This is a genomic window from Mesorhizobium sp. BR1-1-2 (assembly GCF_020165435.1).
Lineage (GTDB): Bacteria > Pseudomonadota > Alphaproteobacteria > Rhizobiales > Rhizobiaceae > Mesorhizobium.
Map to the genome: position 1 here is coordinate 521,615 of NZ_JAIUID010000003.1, position 15,357 is coordinate 536,971.

The window sequence follows — 15,357 nt, forward strand, 5'->3', positions numbered from 1 at the left end:
GGTGTGAGCCGCGTGCCGATCGAGCTTAAACAGCTGCGTTGGCCGAAGTGGCGGAGGCTGGTAGCTTCCGCTTCCGCAAGGCTGCGGATTCGCTCGCCCTTAAGCCCCCCAATCTCAGACGGAGAGTCAGGGAGATGCGAGGAGTAACTCGGCGTCGTGTTGTACCGAAATGGCGCGCCCGAAGAGATTCGAACTCCTGACCCCCAGATTCGTAGTCTGGTGCTCTATCCAGCTGAGCTACGGGCGCGCATCAGGTCATGCTTTCCATGACCCCACGATCCGATCCTCAAGGACCGGCCGCGAATGTGTGCAGTTCCCTAGCGACTGAATTCGCGAAAAGCAAGCCGATCCGGCAAAAGTTTTGTCTTCGACGCGTCATCCGGTGAATCCGGCCGGAAATCCGGATTGTTCGAAGCGGCATTCAGGTCAAAGCGGGTCGGACCGGTCTGCTGGGCGAAACAGCGCCCGGGCCTTCAGGCCGGGCGGCGCAGCCCGTTGCGGGCCTGGTCGAGCCGCACCGGCTGGTCGGGAATGGTGACGGCGAAGGTGGTGCGCCCGCCAATCGATTCGACCAGCTCCACCGTGCCGCCATGCGCGCGGATCAGTTCATGCGCGATCGCCAGGCCAAGCCCGGTGCCGCCGCTGCGCGCAGAGCCGCGGAACGCCGCGAACAGGTTCTCGCGCGCCTTCGGCGGCAGGCCGGGACCGGTGTCGGTGACGACGATGCGGCTGACGCTGCCCATGCGCTCGGCCGAAACCGCCAGTCGGCGCACCACGGCGCTTTCCGTGTCCGCCGCCATCGCCTGCACGGCGTTGCGGCACAGATTGGTGAGCACGCGGAACAGCTGGTCGGAATCGGCATCCACCTCGAACGCCTTCTCGACCGCGTTGATGAACTCGATGCCTTCCTCGATGTCGAGCAGGCCGTGCACGTCCTCGACCAGCTGGCGCAGCCGCACGCGCCGGCGCGAAGGCGGCGGCTCCTGCGTGCGGCCATAATGAAGCACGCCTTCCGAGTAGGAGACCGCGCGGTCGAGCGCACGCAGGAGCTTCGGTGCGAAGGCCTGCACGGTCGGATCCTTGACCTGGCGCAGGCGGTCTGAAATGAGCTGCGCCGAGGCCAGGATGTTGCGCATGTCGTGGTTGATCTTCGACACGGCGAGGCCGAGATCGGCCAGGTGCTTCTGCTCGGTCAGCATCTTCTGCAGCCGCTCCTGCATCTGCGACAGCTCGCGCTCGGCCACCCCGATCTCGTCGGCGCGTGCGGCGGGATGAATGATCCGGCTGGGGTCGTCGGGGGCCTGCGAGAAGGACAGCATGGAGCGCGTCATGTTGCGGATCGGGCCGATCATGATCAGGTCGATCGCGGCATAGACCAGCATCGCAGTGAACAGCGAGATCAGCAGCGAGACAAAGGCGACGTTGCGCGAATAGATGAGCATGGCCTTGCGCAGGCTGTAGTCCGGCATGATCAGCTCGAACTCCTTGTCGCTGTCGCCGACCGGCCCGAAGACGCGCAGCATCCGGTTGCCGCCGAAAAACAGCGTGTCGAGCGCGCCGGTCATGCCCTTGACCATGCCCACGCTGGCGAGGTCGATGTGCTCGTCGACCTGCGGCGGCATGTCGGCCACCACAAGCAACCGCGACACGCCGCCGTCGCGCACCGCGATCGCCTTGGCGCCGATAGCCATGAGCACGTCGTTCTGCGCCGTGCGCGACAGCGAGGTCGGTTCGCCCTGCACCAGCACGATCGATACGGCCGCGGCGGTGCTCAGCCGCTCCTTGAGCCAGGCCAGCCGGTAGCTGGCGATCCAGGGCAGGAAGATGAGCACCTCGGCCAAAAGCACGAAAACGATGGTCAACAGCAGCAGTTTCGTCGACAGGCCGCGCGACAAGGGGACGCTGCGGACGGCGGCTGGCGCTGGTCCTGTCCCTTCCTCGGCGTGCGTGGTTTCGCTCATGCGGTCCTGTCTTCACAATCGCTTGATCAGCCCAGATTAGGCGATTGCGGCTTTTTTGCCAATTTGCTCCTTGGTCGGAGAGATATAATTGCCGCCGAAGGTGCTCATCCCGGGCCCGGCGGCACCGGCCCCGGCACCGGATTGACTTCCAAAACCCTTCTTTCTATAAGCCCGCTCACGCTCGGGCCATTCGTCCCGGCGCGGTTTCGATCGCGCCAAAGCCGGCCCGGCAAAGCTCCTGTTACAGAGTGACAGAATCAAGAAGGGCCGCACCCCGCGGTATTAAAACAAATGAAGCGTACCTACCAACCGTCCAAACTCGTCCGCAAACGCCGGCACGGTTTCCGTGCCCGCATGGCCACCAAGGGTGGTCGCGGCGTCGTCGCAGCTCGCCGCAACCGCGGCCGCAAGCGGCTCAGCGCCTGAGCGAGACAAGATCGTTGCCCGCAACCGGCAAGCCAGTGGGACAAAATCCCAAGCGGCTTCTGAAACGCGCGGAATTCCTGGCCGTCCGCCGTGGTGAAAAACGTCGCGGGCGGTTTTTCCTCATCGAGGTCCTCGACCGCGGCGATGGCGGAGCGCCGCGCGTCGGCTACACCGTCACCAAGAAGGTCGGCAACGCGGTCGTGCGCAACCGCGTCAGGCGGCGGCTGAAAGAGGCCGTGCGCACCCATGCGGCCGATGACATGATGCCTGGCAATGATTATGTCATCGTCGGGCGCGATGATGCGCTCCGCGCCCCGTTCGGCCAGTTGAAAGCCGAACTCTCCCGCCGACTTCGCGGAACACGATAGGCCAAGGGCTCTCGATGGAAAACAACCGGAACTTCTTCATCACCATCGCGCTGTCGGTGCTGATCCTGACCCTGTGGCAGGTTTTCTACATGAACCCGCGCGTCGAGCAGCAGCGCGAGGCGGCGCGCGTCGAGCAGCAGCGCGTGGAAGAGCAGAAGAAGGCGGCAGAGACAGCCAATCCGGGCGCGGCAACGCCAGCGCCGGCCGGCACCGCTCCCGGTGCCATCCCCAACGCGCCCGGCGGCGACACCGTGACCGCGGCCAGCCGCGACCAGGTGCTGGCGGCTTCGAAGCGCGTCAAGATCGATACGCCGAGCCTGGAAGGCTCGATCAACCTGACCGGCGCCCGTCTCGACGACCTCAAGCTCAAGCACTACACCGAAACCGTCGACAAGAATTCGCCCAAGATCGAACTGCTCAACCCTTCGGAGCTGCCCACCGGCTACTTCGCCGAGATCGGCTTCGTCGGCAACGACAAGACGGGCACGGTACCGGGCGCGGATACGGTGTGGAACGTCGAAGGCAATCCGACGCTGACCCCGTCGACGCCGGTGACGCTGACTTACACCAATGACAAGGGGCTGACCTTCAAGCGCACCTTCTCTGTGGACAGCGACTACATGTTCACCGTTTCCGACGAGGTGCGCAACTCGGGTTCGGCCCCGGTTACGCTGTCGAATTACGGCCGCGTCACCCGCTACGACAAGCCGGCAGTCGCCAGCACCTACGTGCTGCATGAAGGCCTGATTGGCTTCACCGGTGCGGAAGGCCTGCAGGAACACAAATACGCGTCCATCGAGAAGGACAAGGAAGTCAAGCCGGGCAAGGCGACGGACGGCTGGCTTGGCATCACCGACAAATACTGGGCGGTGACGGTGGTCCCGAGCGAGAAGCAGCCGTTCCAGCCGCGCTTCGGCTATTTCGTGGACGGCCGCCACCGCTACCAGTCCGACTTCCTCACCGACCCGATCAATGTCGAGGCCGGCCAGTCGGCTACCGTCGAGACCGAGGTCTTCGCCGGCGCCAAGGAAGTGGCCAAGATCAATGCCTATGCCGAAGACCGGCACATCAAGCGGTTCGACCTGCTGATCGACTGGGGCTGGTTCCACTTCATCACCAAGCCGATGTTCTGGCTCATCGACACGCTCTACAAATTCCTCGGCAATTTCGGCCTGGCGATCCTCGCCACCACCGTCATCGTCAAGGCCATCTTCTTCCCGCTCGCCAACAAGTCCTACGCGTCGATGGCGAACATGAAGAAGGTGCAGCCCAAGATGCTCGAGATCCGCGAGAAATACGCGGACGACAAGATGAAGCAGCAACAGGCGATGATGGAGCTGTACAAGACCGAGAAGATCAATCCGCTCGCCGGCTGCTGGCCGGTGGCATTGCAGATCCCGGTCTTCTTCTCGCTCTACAAGGTGCTCTACATCACCATCGAGATGCGCCATGCGCCGTTCTTCGGCTGGATCCAGGATCTGGCCGCGCCCGATCCGACGTCGATCTTCAACCTGTTCGGCCTCGTTCCGATCACGCTTCCGCACATGCTGATGATTGGCGTCTGGCCGCTGATCATGGGCGTCACCATGTTCCTGCAGATGCGCATGAACCCGACGCCGCCGGACCCGACGCAGGCCGCGATCTTCACCTGGATGCCCGTTATCTTCACCTTCATGATGGCTGGTTTCCCGGCAGGCCTGGTCATCTACTGGGCCTGGAACAACACGCTGTCGATCCTCCAGCAAGGCGTGATCATGAAGCGCCAGGGCGCCAAGATCGAACTGTGGGACAATCTGCTGGCGCTGTTCCGCAAGAAACCCTCGCCGGCGGAATAAAAGGCGCCGGCTCCGGATTCCGAACAAAAAACCCCGGTTCGTCCGGGGTTTTTTGTTCGGACAGAGGTCTTGGCCGGCATCGATCGCCAAGTTTTTCTCAAGCCCAACACCGCGACGGCTTCGGCGCAGCGACGCTGGTGTCTGGCAGGCCTCCGGCAAACCGGGTTCCGCGCCGCTTCGCGGGATACTGGTCCATTCGAGCAATGAAATGGCGGCAGGGCAGACCAGCCGTGGTGCGCCCCGGTTTTTCCGCAGAGCCGCCGCGGCTTGCGCTCAATGGTTACCCGATCGCGTTCGAACGGTCATTCCATGACGGCGCTGTGATCGATCTTGGCCGGCGTTGCCGGCTTGCGCAGCAGGAGCACCAGCGGGATGGCGGCCAGCGACAGGATCATCATCAGCTTGAAATCATTCATGTAGCCGATGATGGTCGCCTGCAGCGTCACCACGCCGTCGAGCGCGGCGCGGCCGGCGGCCGTGTACGGGTTCATCGCTTGCGCGATCGCCGGATCGCTGAACGCCTGGTTGAAGGGCGTCACATAGGTGGCGATATTGGCGTGGTTGATCTGCACGTTCTGCGTCAGCAGCGCGGTGACGACGGATATGCCGACGCTGGAGCCGATGTTTCGCGACAGATTGTAGAGGCCGGTGCCTTCCGCGCGCCGCTCCGGCGCCAGCGTGGCGAAGGTGATGGTGGTCAGCGGCACGAACAGGAAGCCGAGTCCCGCACCCTGGATGAAGCCGGTGCTGATGATCGTCCATTGCGAGACGTCAGGCGTCCAGCCGGTCATGTCGTACATCGCCCAGGCGGTGACCAGCAGGCCGGTCAACAGCAGCCAGCGTGTATCGACCTTGCCGACCAGCCTGCCGACCAGGAACATGCAGGCCATGGTGCCGAGGCCGCGCGGCCCCATGACGATGCCGGCCGTCACCACCGGATAGCCCATCAGCGTCTGCAGATAGGGCGTCATCAGGGCCAGCGAGGCCAGGTAGGTGATGCCGATGATGAAGATGAAGACCATGCCGACGGCGAAATTCCTGTCCAGGAAGAGCCTGGGGTTCACGAAGCTGCTGCGGGCGGTGAAGGTGTGGACGAGGAAGATGTAGAAGGCCGACGCGCAGATCAACGCTTCGACGATGATCTCGGAGGAGGAGAACCAGTTGAGCTGCTCGCCGCGGTCGAGGAACATCTGGAGCGCCGCGATGGTGATGCTGAGCATGCCGAAGCCCAGCCAGTCCAGCCTCGCCTTGAGGTCCGTTTTCGTCTCCTGGACGAACATGGACACGCCGGCGAAGGCCAGGGCGCCGATCGGTACGTTGATGTAGAACACCCAGCGCCAGCTGACGTTCTCGGTCAGCCAGCCGCCGATGACCGGCCCGAGCACCGGCCCGACCATCACCGATACGCCGAACAGCGCCATGGCCGAGCCGCGCTCTTCCACACTATAGATATCGAGCAGGATGCTCTGTGACAGCGGCACCAGGGCTGCGCCGAAAAGGCCCTGCAGCAGGCGGAAGCCGACGATCTGCGGCAGCGACTGCGCGAAGCCGCAAAGCACCGAGGCAACCACGAAGCCGGTGATGGAGATCAGGAGGATGCGTTTGCGGCCGAACCGATTGGCAAGGTAGCCCGAAGGCGGCGTCATCACGGCAGCCGCGACGATATAAGAGGTGAGCACCCAATTGATCTGGTCGGCGCTCGCCGAAACGCTCCCCTGGATATAGGGCAGCGCCACATTGGCGATGGTGGTGTCCAGCGCCTGCATGATGACCGCCAGGATCACGCAGGCGGTGATGGCGCCGCGATTGGCGACCACCGGCGTGGCGCCTGCCGCGGTCATGATTTCTGCTCGGCCCGGTGGATGAGGTTGGTGACGAAGTCGGGCAGGCCGCGCGCATGACCGGTGTCGACGTCGACAACCACGCTCATCCCGCCCCTGAGCGGCGGCTTGCCCTGCGGATCATCGATCGTGACCCGCATCGGGATGCGCTGCACGACCTTGACCCAGTTGCCCGTGGTGTTCTGCGCCGGCAGCAGCGAGAAGCTCGACGACGAGGCGGGGCTGATCGAGGCGATGGTCCCGTGCCAGACGGCGCCAGGATAGGTGTCGACACTGATCGTCGCCGTCTGTCCTGGCCTGACATAGGTCAGTTCGGTTTCCTTGGGCTCCGCCGCGATCCACAGATCGGTCGCCGAGACCAGGCTGAACGCCGGCTGCGAAGCGGGCAGGTACTTGCCGATCTGCAGCGCGTCGACATTGGTGACGATGCCCTCAAACGGCGCTTTAACTATGGAATCGGCGAGATTGCGCTGGGCGTCGTCCACTGCCGACCGGGCCTGCAGGTAGAACGGGTTCTTCTCGACCGGCTGGTTGGCGTCGCCGCCAAGCTGGGCAAGTGTGGCTTGTGCCTGCGCCTTGGCGACGGACACTTTCTGGCGGGCGGCGATGAGGTCGTGCTGGGCGCTGTCGAACGTCGCCTTGGAGGCGGTGGAGGTCTTGAGCAGATCCTGCTGGCGCTGGAAAGCGGCCTCGTAATAGGGGATGTCGGCCTCGGCCTGCTCGATCTGCGCCAGCGACTGCCGATAGCTCGCTTGCAACGTCAGCACCTGGTTGCGCACGGTCCCGAGCTGGGCCTGGGCGGCGGTCAGCGCGGTTTCGAATGAGGCGGGCCGCAGGCGAAACAGCACCTGGCCCTTCTTCACCACCTCGTTCTCGTGGACGTCTATCTCCTGCACCGTGCCGGAGACGTCGGCGGAAACGCCGAGCGACTGGGCCTGGATATAGGCATTGTCGGTCGTCATGGTCTGGCCGCCGACGACGTAATAATAGCCGCCGACCGCCAGCGCCACGGGGAGCAGGGCAAACAGGACCGGCCGCGTCAGGCTGCGCCTGGGCTTGGCCAGCGTCGCAGGTGCCGCGGCGACATTGGCCGCCGGCCGCTCCCTGGACGGAGCCTCGAGTGCCGCCGGCTCCAGAGCGACCGGCGTTTCCAGCTCGTCATTGTCGATGACGGTATTGGCCCGCCTGTGTTCGCGCTCGCTGTCCAGTCGGATGATCTGGTCTTTGGTCCGGCTGGCGGAAGGCTCTGCTTCGGCAGGTTTCTTGGGTGAGGTTGGTTCAGCCATGTAGTTTCTCCCGGTCGACGGCTGGCTGGGTGCAAGCCACGAGCAGATTGGATTTGATCAAGCAGAGGGTTTGCAGCAGTTGCTGCTGTGTTTCAGGGGGAAGGCCGGCGAAGGCCTCATTGCGTGTTTTCTGGCCGTTGCTGCGCATCACTTCGATCAGCGGGCGGGCCTGCGGGGTCAGATAAAGCAGCCAGGCCCTGCGGTCGGAGGGATTGGGCCTGCGTTCGATGAAGCCGCGCGCCTCCATCTTGTCGAGGAGCCGGGCAAGCGTGATCGGCACGATCTCGATGAGGTCGGCGAGTTTGTTCTGGTGAATGCCTTCATGCAGCGAAAGAAGAGCCAGGACCTGCCACTGGGCCCGGGTTAGTCCTGACGTCCGCGAACGCTGCTCGAACCGTTTTCTGAGCAGGCGCGCGACATCGTGCAGCACGAAGCTGATATTGGGCGAGGAGGGCATGGGAGGAGATCGGGGTCGGCGAGCAACTTTTCATGAGCATGCTTATTATCATCATGCACATAATCCTGCTGGACGCTTTGCGCAAGACCGAGTAAGCCCCGGCTTGGAAAAATCGCATGGGCCACGGCATGAAAAGGCTGCCTGCGATTTTGATTCGCCTGCAAGGATTTCGACGATGAATTGGATCAGGGTCGCGGCGGTCACGGCTCTCTTGGGGTATCCGGGCGCGGCGACTGCAAAGGAGGCGGTCAGCTGCGGCGGCGCTGCCATGCTGGGCGGAGCGCAGCTCAATTGCAGCCATGTCGAGGCCGAGGCGCCGCCCCAGTTCTGCACCTATAGCTGGGCTCTGCACACGCCGGCCGGCGACCAGAAGATCGTGGAAGGCAGTTTCGCGCTGCCGCCGCGAGCTTCGAACGTCACTATCTACCAGGGCAGCGGCTTCGACAGCGCGCTGTCCAATCCGATCGTGATCTGCCGCGGCAGCAATTGAGCCCGGCAGTTCGAGAAGGCTCGCGCACCCGCCGTTTGGTGCTATAGGCGGATCACGCTATTTTGACCGGGCGCATGCGAAGCTCAACGTCGCCGCATCGGCCAATCCTTGACGGACCTCGACATGACCGGACCCAATCCCGACATCAAGCACCCGATCCCGATGCACACGCGCGTCGGCTTCCTCAAGGCGCTGGTGAGCGCGCCCAACATCGAGATCGGCGACTTCACCTATTATGACGATCCGGAAGGGCCGGACAAATTCGCCGAGAAATGCGTGCTGCACCACTATTCCTTCATCGGCGACAGGCTGATCATCGGCAAGTTCTGCGCCATCGCCGAAGGTGCCCGCTTCATCATGAACGGCGCCAACCACGCCATGTCCGGTTTTTCGACCTATCCGTTCAACATTTTCGGCCATGGCTGGGAAAAGGGTTTCGACCCCGTCACATGGTCGAAGGAGGTGCGCGGCGACACGGTGGTCGGCAACGACGTCTGGATCGGCATGGAGGCGGTGATCCTGCCGGGGGTGCAAATCGGACATGGCGCCATTGTCGCGGCGAAGTCCGTGGTCACGCACGACGTGCGGCCCTATGCCATCGTCGCCGGCAACGCGGCCAAAGTCGTCAAGATGCGTTTCGACGACAGGACGATCCGGCGGCTGCTGGCGGTGGCATGGTGGGATTGGCCGGTGGACAAGATCAGCCGCAACCTCGATGCCATCAGGGGCGCCGATATTTCTCTTCTGGAGATAGCAGCTTGAACGCTCAATACAGCACCACGATCGGCACCGACCTGTTTACCCGCGGATGGATCTTCATCCGCGGTGTGCCGGCCATGAAGTTCCTGCCGCCGGAAGGGCCGCCGGAAATCGCCTTTGCCGGCCGTTCCAACGTCGGCAAGTCGTCGCTGATCAATGCTCTGGTCAACCAGAAGGGCCTGGCGCGCACCTCCAACACGCCGGGGCGCACGCAGGAACTCAATTATTTCGTGCCGGACGGATTTTCGGGGGAGGGCGCCGACCTGCCGCCAATGGCGCTGGTCGACATGCCGGGCTACGGCTATGCCACCGCGCCCAAGGAAAAGGTAGACGATTGGACGAAGCTGGTCTTCGACTATCTCAAGGGCCGCGTCACGCTGAAGCGGGTCTATGTGCTGATCGACGCCCGCCACGGCATCAAGGCCAAGGACGACGAGGTGCTGTCGCTGCTCGACAAGGCGGCGGTTTCGTACCAGATCGTGCTGACCAAGACCGACAAGATCAAGGCTGCCGGCGTGCCGCGGCTGATTGAGGAGACGCTTGCCAAGATCAAGAAGCGACCGGCGGCGTTTCCTTTCGTGCTGGCGACGTCATCGGAAAAGGCCGAGGGCCTGGAGGAGCTGCGTGCCGCGATCGTGCTCGCGGCCAATGGCGGTTAGCGGCACAAAAAGCCGGGTTAAGCCTTCGCCTCCAGGGCGATCATCTTGTGGCTTTCCTCCGCGGCAAGCATTTCGGTGCCATAGGCCTTCAGGAACATGTCGACGCCCGACCTGACGATATGGTCGATTTCGTCCTGGTTCGGAGCCTTGGCGCGATAGGCGAAGATGCACTGCCGGAAAAGACCGGCCAGGCACAGTTCGGTGAACTGATAGGCGGCAAGGTCGACATCGTCGATCTTGAGCAGGCCACGGTCGATGGCGGCATTGAGGAAGGTCACGACCTTGTCGTGGCCGCGTTTGGGACCGCGTTCGTAAAACCGCGCGCCCATGTCGGGTATCCTGTCGGAGGCGCCGATCACCGTGCGCTGGGCCTGGATGACCTTGGCCGAGGTGATCTTCATGGACAGGACCTTGCCGAATTTCACCAGCGTCTCGCGCAGGTCGTCGGCACGGTCGAGCACGTCATACATGTTCTTGAAGATAGTGCCGCGCTCTTCCTCGATCAGCGCCTCGAACAGCTCTTCCTTGTTCGCGAAGTAGACATAGATCGTGCCTTTCGACACGCCGGCTTCCCGCGTGATGTCGTTCATCGAGGCCGCCTCGAAGCCCTTGTCGATAAAGACCCGGCGGGCGCCATCGATGATCTGGCTGCGCTTGACCGGATCCTGTCCGGCTGCCGGGCGGCCGCGGCGCAAGCTGTCCAGCAGGTCGCCGCAATTGTCGTTTTCGACTTCGGGCGTTGTGTCGGCCATTAAAGTCACACCTCGAAAATAATTCGAACCAAGCGGTTCGATTGCCTCTTGATATGGTCCTCTTTAGGCGCTATGTCAACGCCCGGATCGAACCGAACGGTTCAGTATTATAACATGAGAGAGATGTCATGTCCTCGAACGCGCCGTCCACCGCCGAAGTCCGTCCTTTCCCCAACGCCAAGGTTGCTCCGGCGACGGAAGCACCGGAAGTTCCCGTCCAGCCAGTCGCCGCGCCACCTCTGGCGGAAACTCCGCCGAAGAAGAAGCGTTCCGTGCGCTCTTTGCTGCTGCCGATCATCGGCGTCGCCTTGCTCGGCGCCGGCGCCTGGTACGGCTACGATTACTGGACCACCGGCCGTTTCATGATTTCGACCGACGACGCCTATGTCCAGGCCGACATGGCTTTCATTTCGCCCAAGATCTCCGGCTATGTCGATCAGGTCAAGGTCAGTGAGAACCAGCAGGTCAAGGCCGGCGATCCGCTGCTGACGGTCGATGACGGCGACTACAAAATAGCGGTCGCCCAGGCCGAGGCGCAGATCGCCACGCTAGCCAGGACGCTCGATCGCATCGATGCGCAGACCAAGGCGGCGCAGGCCTCCTTGCAGCAGGCGCAGGCCGCCAAGACCGCCGACCAGGCCGCGGCCGCCAATGCCGCGCGCGCCCAGCAGCGCGCCGCGCAACTGCTCAAGACCCATGTCGGCACCCAGGCGCAACTCGACGACGCCCAGACGGCGCTCGACCAGGCCAACGCCGCTCTCGTCGGCGCCGACGCGCAGATCGCCGCGGCACAGGCCAATATCGGCGTGCTGGAGGCGCAGCGTGCTGAATCGGCAAGCACGCTGGCATCCTTGCAGCTCAGCCGCGACAAGGCCGCGCGGGACCTTTCCTTCACTGTGCTCAAGGCGCCCTATGACGGCGTCGTCGGCAACCGTTCCGTCGAGCAGGGCGACCTCGTCAGCCCCGGCCAGAAGCTCGCCGTCATCGTGCCGATGAACAAACTTTATGTCGTCGCCAACTTCAAGGAGACCCAGCTTGCCCGGCTGGTGCCCGGCGAAAAGGTCAGGATCTCGGTCGATGCCATCGACGGCGAGCCCATCGAGGGCACTGTCTCCTCGCTGGCGCCGGCCTCGGGTGCGGTGTTCTCGCTGCTGCCGCCGGAAAACGCCACCGGCAACTTCACCAAGGTGGTGCAGCGCGTCCCGGTCCGCATCGACGTGCCGGCCGATGCCCTGAAGAGCGGCAGGCTGCGCGCCGGCTTGAGCGTCGTTGTCGCCGTCGACAGCCGCACCGCGCCGGCCGCGACCAACTGAGCGCGCTCCGGGGAGCAACGCCATGGCTACCGCAACCCTGACCGCAGGAGCGCCGCCGGCGAGGCCGGCTGTGCCTGACACCATCTCGACGCGGCGCGTCATAGCCTTCCTGGCGATGGTGTTCGGCATGTTCATGGCCATCCTGGATATCCAGATCGTCTCGGCCTCGCTGGCTGAGATCCAGGCCGGCCTGAGCGCCAGTTCCGACGAGATCCCCTGGGTGCAGACGGCCTATCTGATCGCCGAGGTGGTCATGATCCCGCTGTCCGGCTTTCTCAGCCGGATGCTGTCGACGCGCATTCTGTTCACAATTTCGGCGGCGGGTTTTACCGCCGCCAGCGCGCTCGCCGCGACCGCCACCAACATCGACCAGATGATCGTCTATCGCGCCATCCAGGGCTTTATCGGCGGCGGCATGATCCCCAGCGTCTTCGCGGCCGCCTTCACCATCTTCCCACCGTCGCGCCGTGCCGTCGTGTCGCCGATGATCGGCCTGGTGGCCACCCTGGCGCCGACAATCGGCCCGACCGTCGGCGGCTATATCAGCCACGCAATGTCCTGGCACTGGCTGTTCCTCGTCAATGTCGTGCCCGGCATCCTGGTGACGACGGCGGCCTGGTCGCTGATCGACTTCGACAAGCCCAACCTCAAGCTGTTCTCGAAGTTCGACTGGTGGGGCCTTGCCGGCATGGCGGCGTTCCTCGGCTGCATGGAATATGTGCTCGAGGAAGGCCCGAACAATGATTGGCTGCAGGATCAGGCGGTGTTCATCTGTGCCGTCGTCATGACCTTCGGCGCGGTGCTGTTCTTCTGGCGGGTGTTCACCGCCGAGGAGCCGATCGTCGATCTCAAGGCGTTCAGCAATATCAACTTCGCCTTCGGCTCGCTGTTCTCCTTCGTCATCGGCATCGGGCTCTACGGTCTCACCTATCTCTACCCCGTGTTCCTCGGACGCATCCGCGGCTACGATTCGATGATGATCGGCGAGGCGCTGTTCGTCAGCGGCCTGGCGATGTTCTTCACCGCGCCGGTCTCGGGCATCCTGTCGAACAAGATGGACCCGCGCTTGATGATGATGATCGGCTTCTTCGGCTTTGCCACCGGAACATGGTGGATGACGCACCTGACCGCCGACTGGGATTTCTACGAGCTGCTTATCCCGCAGATCCTGCGCGGCTGTTCGATGATGCTGTGCATGGTGCCGATCAACAACATCGCGCTCGGCACGCTGCCGCCCGAGCGGCTGAAGAATGCATCGGGCCTGTTCAACCTGACCCGCAATCTCGGCGGTGCCGTCGGCCTTGCCCTGATCAACACGGTGCTGATCGACCGCAACGCCTTCCACTATGCAAGGCTCTCCGAGCACGTGCAGTGGGGAAGTGCGGCCGCGCAGCAGAAGCTTCAGAACATGACGCTCAATTTCGAGCAGACCGCCGGCCTGGATGCGGCCAGCGCGGCGATCTCGAAATTGTCGGGCATGGTCCAGCAGCAGGCGGCGCTGCTGTCCTTCATGGATGTGTTCTACATGCTGACGGTGCTGTTCGCGACGCTTGGCCTGTTTACCATGATGATTCGCAAACCGGCGGCCGCCGGCGGTGGTGGCGGCGGGCACTGACACCAGGGCAACACCGGGAAAAACGGTTTGCGTCCGGAATCGCGCTGAAAGCAAGGAAACACGGGCAGCCGTTTCGGGAAGCTCCTCCAGTCCACGCCCGAAATGATTGACCGCTAAAAAACTCCGGGCCGCAAGCCCGGAGTTTTTTCATATCGCGGCCGCATGGTCTCAGGCTGTGGCGGGCTTGAAGCTCAGCGCCACGCCGTTGATGCAGTGACGCAGCCCGGTCGGCGGCGGGCCGTCGTCGAAGACATGGCCCAGATGGCCGCCGCAGCGGCGGCAGTGGACTTCGGTGCGAGTCATGCCGAGCGACCGGTCCTCCGTTTTGCCGACGGCACTGGCGATCTCCTGCCAGAAACTCGGCCAGCCGGTGCCGGAATCGAACTTCGTCTCGGAGGAGTAAACCGGCAGGTCGCAGCCGGCGCAGGCGAAGACGCCCTTGCGGTGCTCGTTGAGCAGCGGGCTGGTGCCGGGATATTCCGTGCCTTCCTTGCGCAGCACGTCGAAGGCCGCAGGAGACAGGATCGCGCGCCATTCGGCATCGGTCTTGGTAACTTCGAAGGTTTCCGCCGCGCGCGCATCCTGCGATCCGCCCATGCGCAGCAGAGATGCCGTGCCGGCGGCCACGCCGATTGCGGCGGCGCCGCTCAAGAGAAAGTCGCGACGGTTCATGGCCAATCCTCCTGCTGTCTGTTTGCCACATTCAACGTTCGGCTGAAAATCAAAAGCCGTTGAGGACCGAACGTTGCCCGCACCAGGCTCCCGGATGGAGCCACGGGCGGAGCGGACGCCTGCCGGTCGCGCGGCGCCTGAACGAAGCCGCGCACCGGCAGGGGAGCCTTGCTGCCTGTTCGCCGGCAGCGCGCCGTTTGTTACATCTTCGGCAAAAGAACCTTGTCGATGACATGGATGACGCCATTGGACTGCCTGACGTCGGCAATCGTCACATGGGCGACATTGCCGTTCTCGTCCGTGACGGTGACCTTGCCCTTGTCGGCCTTGAGCGTCAGCTCGCAGCCGCCGGCGGTCTTGACCACATGCGCGCCGCCATCGGCCTTGGCCATCTTGGCGACGTCGGCGGCCATCGCTTTCGCCGCGATCACATGGCACGTCAGGACCTTGGTCAGCTTGTCCTTGTTTTCGGGCTTGAGCAGCGTTTCGACCGTGCCGGCCGGAAGTGCTGCAAAGGCCTCGTTGGTGGGAGCGAAGACGGTGAAGGGCCCGGCGCCCTGCAGCGTGTCGACCAGGCCCGCTGCCTTGACGGCAGCGACCAGCGTCGTGTGGTCCTTCGAATTGACGGCGTTCTCGATGATGTTCTTCTTGGCGTACATGGGTGCGCCCCCGACCATCGGATTGGCGGCATAGGCGATGGTGCCGAGCGCCGAGAGGCCGATCGTACCGGCGAGCAAAAGGGTGGCGAGTTTACGCATGATGTAAGTCTCCTCGGGTTATTTTCCCCATCATTGGGAACGCGAGGAGATACGGGCCATGAAAAACTTAGTTTCGCTTCCTATGAAAGAATTCTCATTCTTCCAAATGAGGCACAGTGATTTCGGCGGATAGGCTGAACCAACCGCGGGAATTTGGTTCGCAGT

General features: G+C 63.5%; 15 protein-coding genes and 1 tRNA gene. 8 read left to right on the forward strand and 8 right to left on the reverse strand.

Annotation, left to right across the window (positions count from 1 at the left end; all coding sequences use genetic code 11):
• Window positions 1-170: 170 nt before the first annotated feature.
• Together LB551_RS08995 and LB551_RS09000 are read right to left on the reverse strand one after the other, a co-directional pair.
• Window positions 171-247 (reverse strand) — tRNA-Arg (locus LB551_RS08995).
• A 226-nt stretch (window positions 248-473) separates the two neighbouring features.
• A complete protein-coding gene (locus LB551_RS09000; RefSeq protein ID WP_140551653.1) occupies window positions 474-1,961 on the reverse strand; it encodes an ATP-binding protein in 1,488 nt (495 codons plus the stop codon).
• A 291-nt stretch (window positions 1,962-2,252) separates the two neighbouring features.
• Here LB551_RS09000 and rpmH point away from each other — a divergent pair, with 291 nt between their 5' ends.
• From rpmH to yidC, 3 genes are read left to right on the forward strand one after another with little or no spacing between them, the layout of a single operon-like run.
• On the forward strand, window positions 2,253-2,387 hold the full coding sequence (gene rpmH / locus LB551_RS09005) for a 50S ribosomal protein L34 (RefSeq protein WP_008833937.1): 135 nt from the start codon (window positions 2,253-2,255) through the stop codon (window positions 2,385-2,387).
• 14 nt (window positions 2,388-2,401) lie between these two features.
• The gene (gene rnpA, locus LB551_RS09010) at window positions 2,402-2,755 is read left to right on the forward strand and encodes a ribonuclease P protein component (protein WP_224626602.1); all 354 of its coding nucleotides are present in this window, start codon (window positions 2,402-2,404) and stop codon (window positions 2,753-2,755) included.
• Between the two features lie 14 nt (window positions 2,756-2,769).
• Window positions 2,770-4,590, forward strand: coding sequence for a membrane protein insertase YidC (gene yidC / locus LB551_RS09015; protein WP_224626600.1), 1,821 nt, complete (start codon window positions 2,770-2,772; stop codon window positions 4,588-4,590).
• Window positions 4,591-4,892: 302 nt separating this feature from the next.
• Here yidC and LB551_RS09020 read toward each other — a convergent pair whose 3' ends face one another.
• From LB551_RS09020 to LB551_RS09030, 3 genes are read right to left on the reverse strand one after another with little or no spacing between them, the layout of a single operon-like run.
• Window positions 4,893-6,431 (reverse strand): DHA2 family efflux MFS transporter permease subunit, encoded by a 1,539-nt coding sequence (locus tag LB551_RS09020; protein WP_140551650.1) that lies wholly within the window; start codon window positions 6,429-6,431, stop codon window positions 4,893-4,895.
• Window positions 6,428-7,717, reverse strand: a complete 1,290-nt coding sequence (locus LB551_RS09025; RefSeq protein ID WP_224626597.1) for an HlyD family secretion protein — start codon at window positions 7,715-7,717, stop codon at window positions 6,428-6,430. Before LB551_RS09025 ends, LB551_RS09020 begins: the two co-directional genes overlap by 4 nt.
• Window positions 7,710-8,174: a MarR family winged helix-turn-helix transcriptional regulator gene (locus tag LB551_RS09030; protein WP_224626594.1), complete on the reverse strand. Its 465-nt coding sequence runs from the start codon at window positions 8,172-8,174 to the stop codon at window positions 7,710-7,712. Before LB551_RS09030 ends, LB551_RS09025 begins: the two co-directional genes overlap by 8 nt.
• 175 nt (window positions 8,175-8,349) lie before the next feature.
• Here LB551_RS09030 and LB551_RS09035 point away from each other — a divergent pair, with 175 nt between their 5' ends.
• The 3 genes from LB551_RS09035 (at window position 8,350) to yihA (ending at window position 10,082) form a co-directional block, all read left to right on the forward strand.
• A complete protein-coding gene (locus tag LB551_RS09035) occupies window positions 8,350-8,664 on the forward strand; it encodes a hypothetical protein (protein ID WP_224626592.1) in 315 nt (104 codons plus the stop codon).
• A 123-nt stretch (window positions 8,665-8,787) separates the two neighbouring features.
• On the forward strand, window positions 8,788-9,426 hold the full coding sequence (locus LB551_RS09040) for a CatB-related O-acetyltransferase (RefSeq protein ID WP_224626589.1): 639 nt from the start codon (window positions 8,788-8,790) through the stop codon (window positions 9,424-9,426).
• Window positions 9,423-10,082, forward strand: a complete 660-nt coding sequence (gene yihA, locus LB551_RS09045; protein ID WP_140551645.1) for a ribosome biogenesis GTP-binding protein YihA/YsxC — start codon at window positions 9,423-9,425, stop codon at window positions 10,080-10,082. The genes LB551_RS09040 and yihA overlap by 4 nt, the downstream gene beginning before the upstream one ends.
• A gap of 17 nt (window positions 10,083-10,099) precedes the next feature.
• On the opposite strand, the gene LB551_RS09050 is transcribed toward yihA, so the two are convergent.
• Window positions 10,100-10,834 carry a TetR/AcrR family transcriptional regulator gene (locus tag LB551_RS09050; RefSeq protein WP_140551644.1) on the reverse strand — a complete coding sequence of 245 codons (735 nt, stop codon included), beginning with the start codon at window positions 10,832-10,834 and terminating at the stop codon, window positions 10,100-10,102.
• 128 nt (window positions 10,835-10,962) lie between these two features.
• Here LB551_RS09050 and LB551_RS09055 point away from each other — a divergent pair, with 128 nt between their 5' ends.
• Window positions 10,963-12,147, forward strand: coding sequence for an HlyD family secretion protein (locus LB551_RS09055; protein WP_224626586.1), 1,185 nt, complete (start codon window positions 10,963-10,965; stop codon window positions 12,145-12,147).
• 22 nt (window positions 12,148-12,169) lie between these two features.
• The gene (locus LB551_RS09060) at window positions 12,170-13,762 is read left to right on the forward strand and encodes a DHA2 family efflux MFS transporter permease subunit (RefSeq protein ID WP_140551642.1); all 1,593 of its coding nucleotides are present in this window, start codon (window positions 12,170-12,172) and stop codon (window positions 13,760-13,762) included.
• Window positions 13,763-13,930: 168 nt separating this feature from the next.
• On the opposite strand, the gene msrB is transcribed toward LB551_RS09060, so the two are convergent.
• Both msrB and LB551_RS09070 read right to left on the reverse strand, forming a co-directional pair.
• Window positions 13,931-14,434, reverse strand: a complete 504-nt coding sequence (gene msrB, locus LB551_RS09065; protein WP_224626583.1) for a peptide-methionine (R)-S-oxide reductase MsrB — start codon at window positions 14,432-14,434, stop codon at window positions 13,931-13,933.
• A 200-nt stretch (window positions 14,435-14,634) separates the two neighbouring features.
• Window positions 14,635-15,192 carry a fasciclin domain-containing protein gene (locus tag LB551_RS09070; RefSeq protein ID WP_140551640.1) on the reverse strand — a complete coding sequence of 186 codons (558 nt, stop codon included), beginning with the start codon at window positions 15,190-15,192 and terminating at the stop codon, window positions 14,635-14,637.
• Window positions 15,193-15,357: the final 165 nt, after the last annotated feature.

Coding starts and splice junctions, on each gene's coding strand:
- LB551_RS09025 (WP_224626597.1), bottom strand. CDS start 7,717: ATGGCTGAACCAACCTCACCCAAGAAACCTGCCGAAGCAGAGCCTTCC.
- LB551_RS09055 (WP_224626586.1), top strand. CDS start 10,963: ATGTCCTCGAACGCGCCGTCCACCGCCGAAGTCCGTCCTTTCCCCAAC.
- msrB (WP_224626583.1), bottom strand. CDS start 14,434: ATGAACCGTCGCGACTTTCTCTTGAGCGGCGCCGCCGCAATCGGCGTG.
- LB551_RS09050 (WP_140551644.1), bottom strand. CDS start 10,834: ATGGCCGACACAACGCCCGAAGTCGAAAACGACAATTGCGGCGACCTG.
- LB551_RS09000 (WP_140551653.1), bottom strand. CDS start 1,961: ATGAGCGAAACCACGCACGCCGAGGAAGGGACAGGACCAGCGCCAGCC.
- yidC (WP_224626600.1), top strand. CDS start 2,770: ATGGAAAACAACCGGAACTTCTTCATCACCATCGCGCTGTCGGTGCTG.
- LB551_RS09070 (WP_140551640.1), bottom strand. CDS start 15,192: ATGCGTAAACTCGCCACCCTTTTGCTCGCCGGTACGATCGGCCTCTCG.
- LB551_RS09040 (WP_224626589.1), top strand. CDS start 8,788: ATGACCGGACCCAATCCCGACATCAAGCACCCGATCCCGATGCACACG.
- LB551_RS09035 (WP_224626592.1), top strand. CDS start 8,350: ATGAATTGGATCAGGGTCGCGGCGGTCACGGCTCTCTTGGGGTATCCG.
- LB551_RS09020 (WP_140551650.1), bottom strand. CDS start 6,431: ATGACCGCGGCAGGCGCCACGCCGGTGGTCGCCAATCGCGGCGCCATC.
- rpmH (WP_008833937.1), top strand. CDS start 2,253: ATGAAGCGTACCTACCAACCGTCCAAACTCGTCCGCAAACGCCGGCAC.
- LB551_RS09060 (WP_140551642.1), top strand. CDS start 12,170: ATGGCTACCGCAACCCTGACCGCAGGAGCGCCGCCGGCGAGGCCGGCT.
- LB551_RS09030 (WP_224626594.1), bottom strand. CDS start 8,174: ATGCCCTCCTCGCCCAATATCAGCTTCGTGCTGCACGATGTCGCGCGC.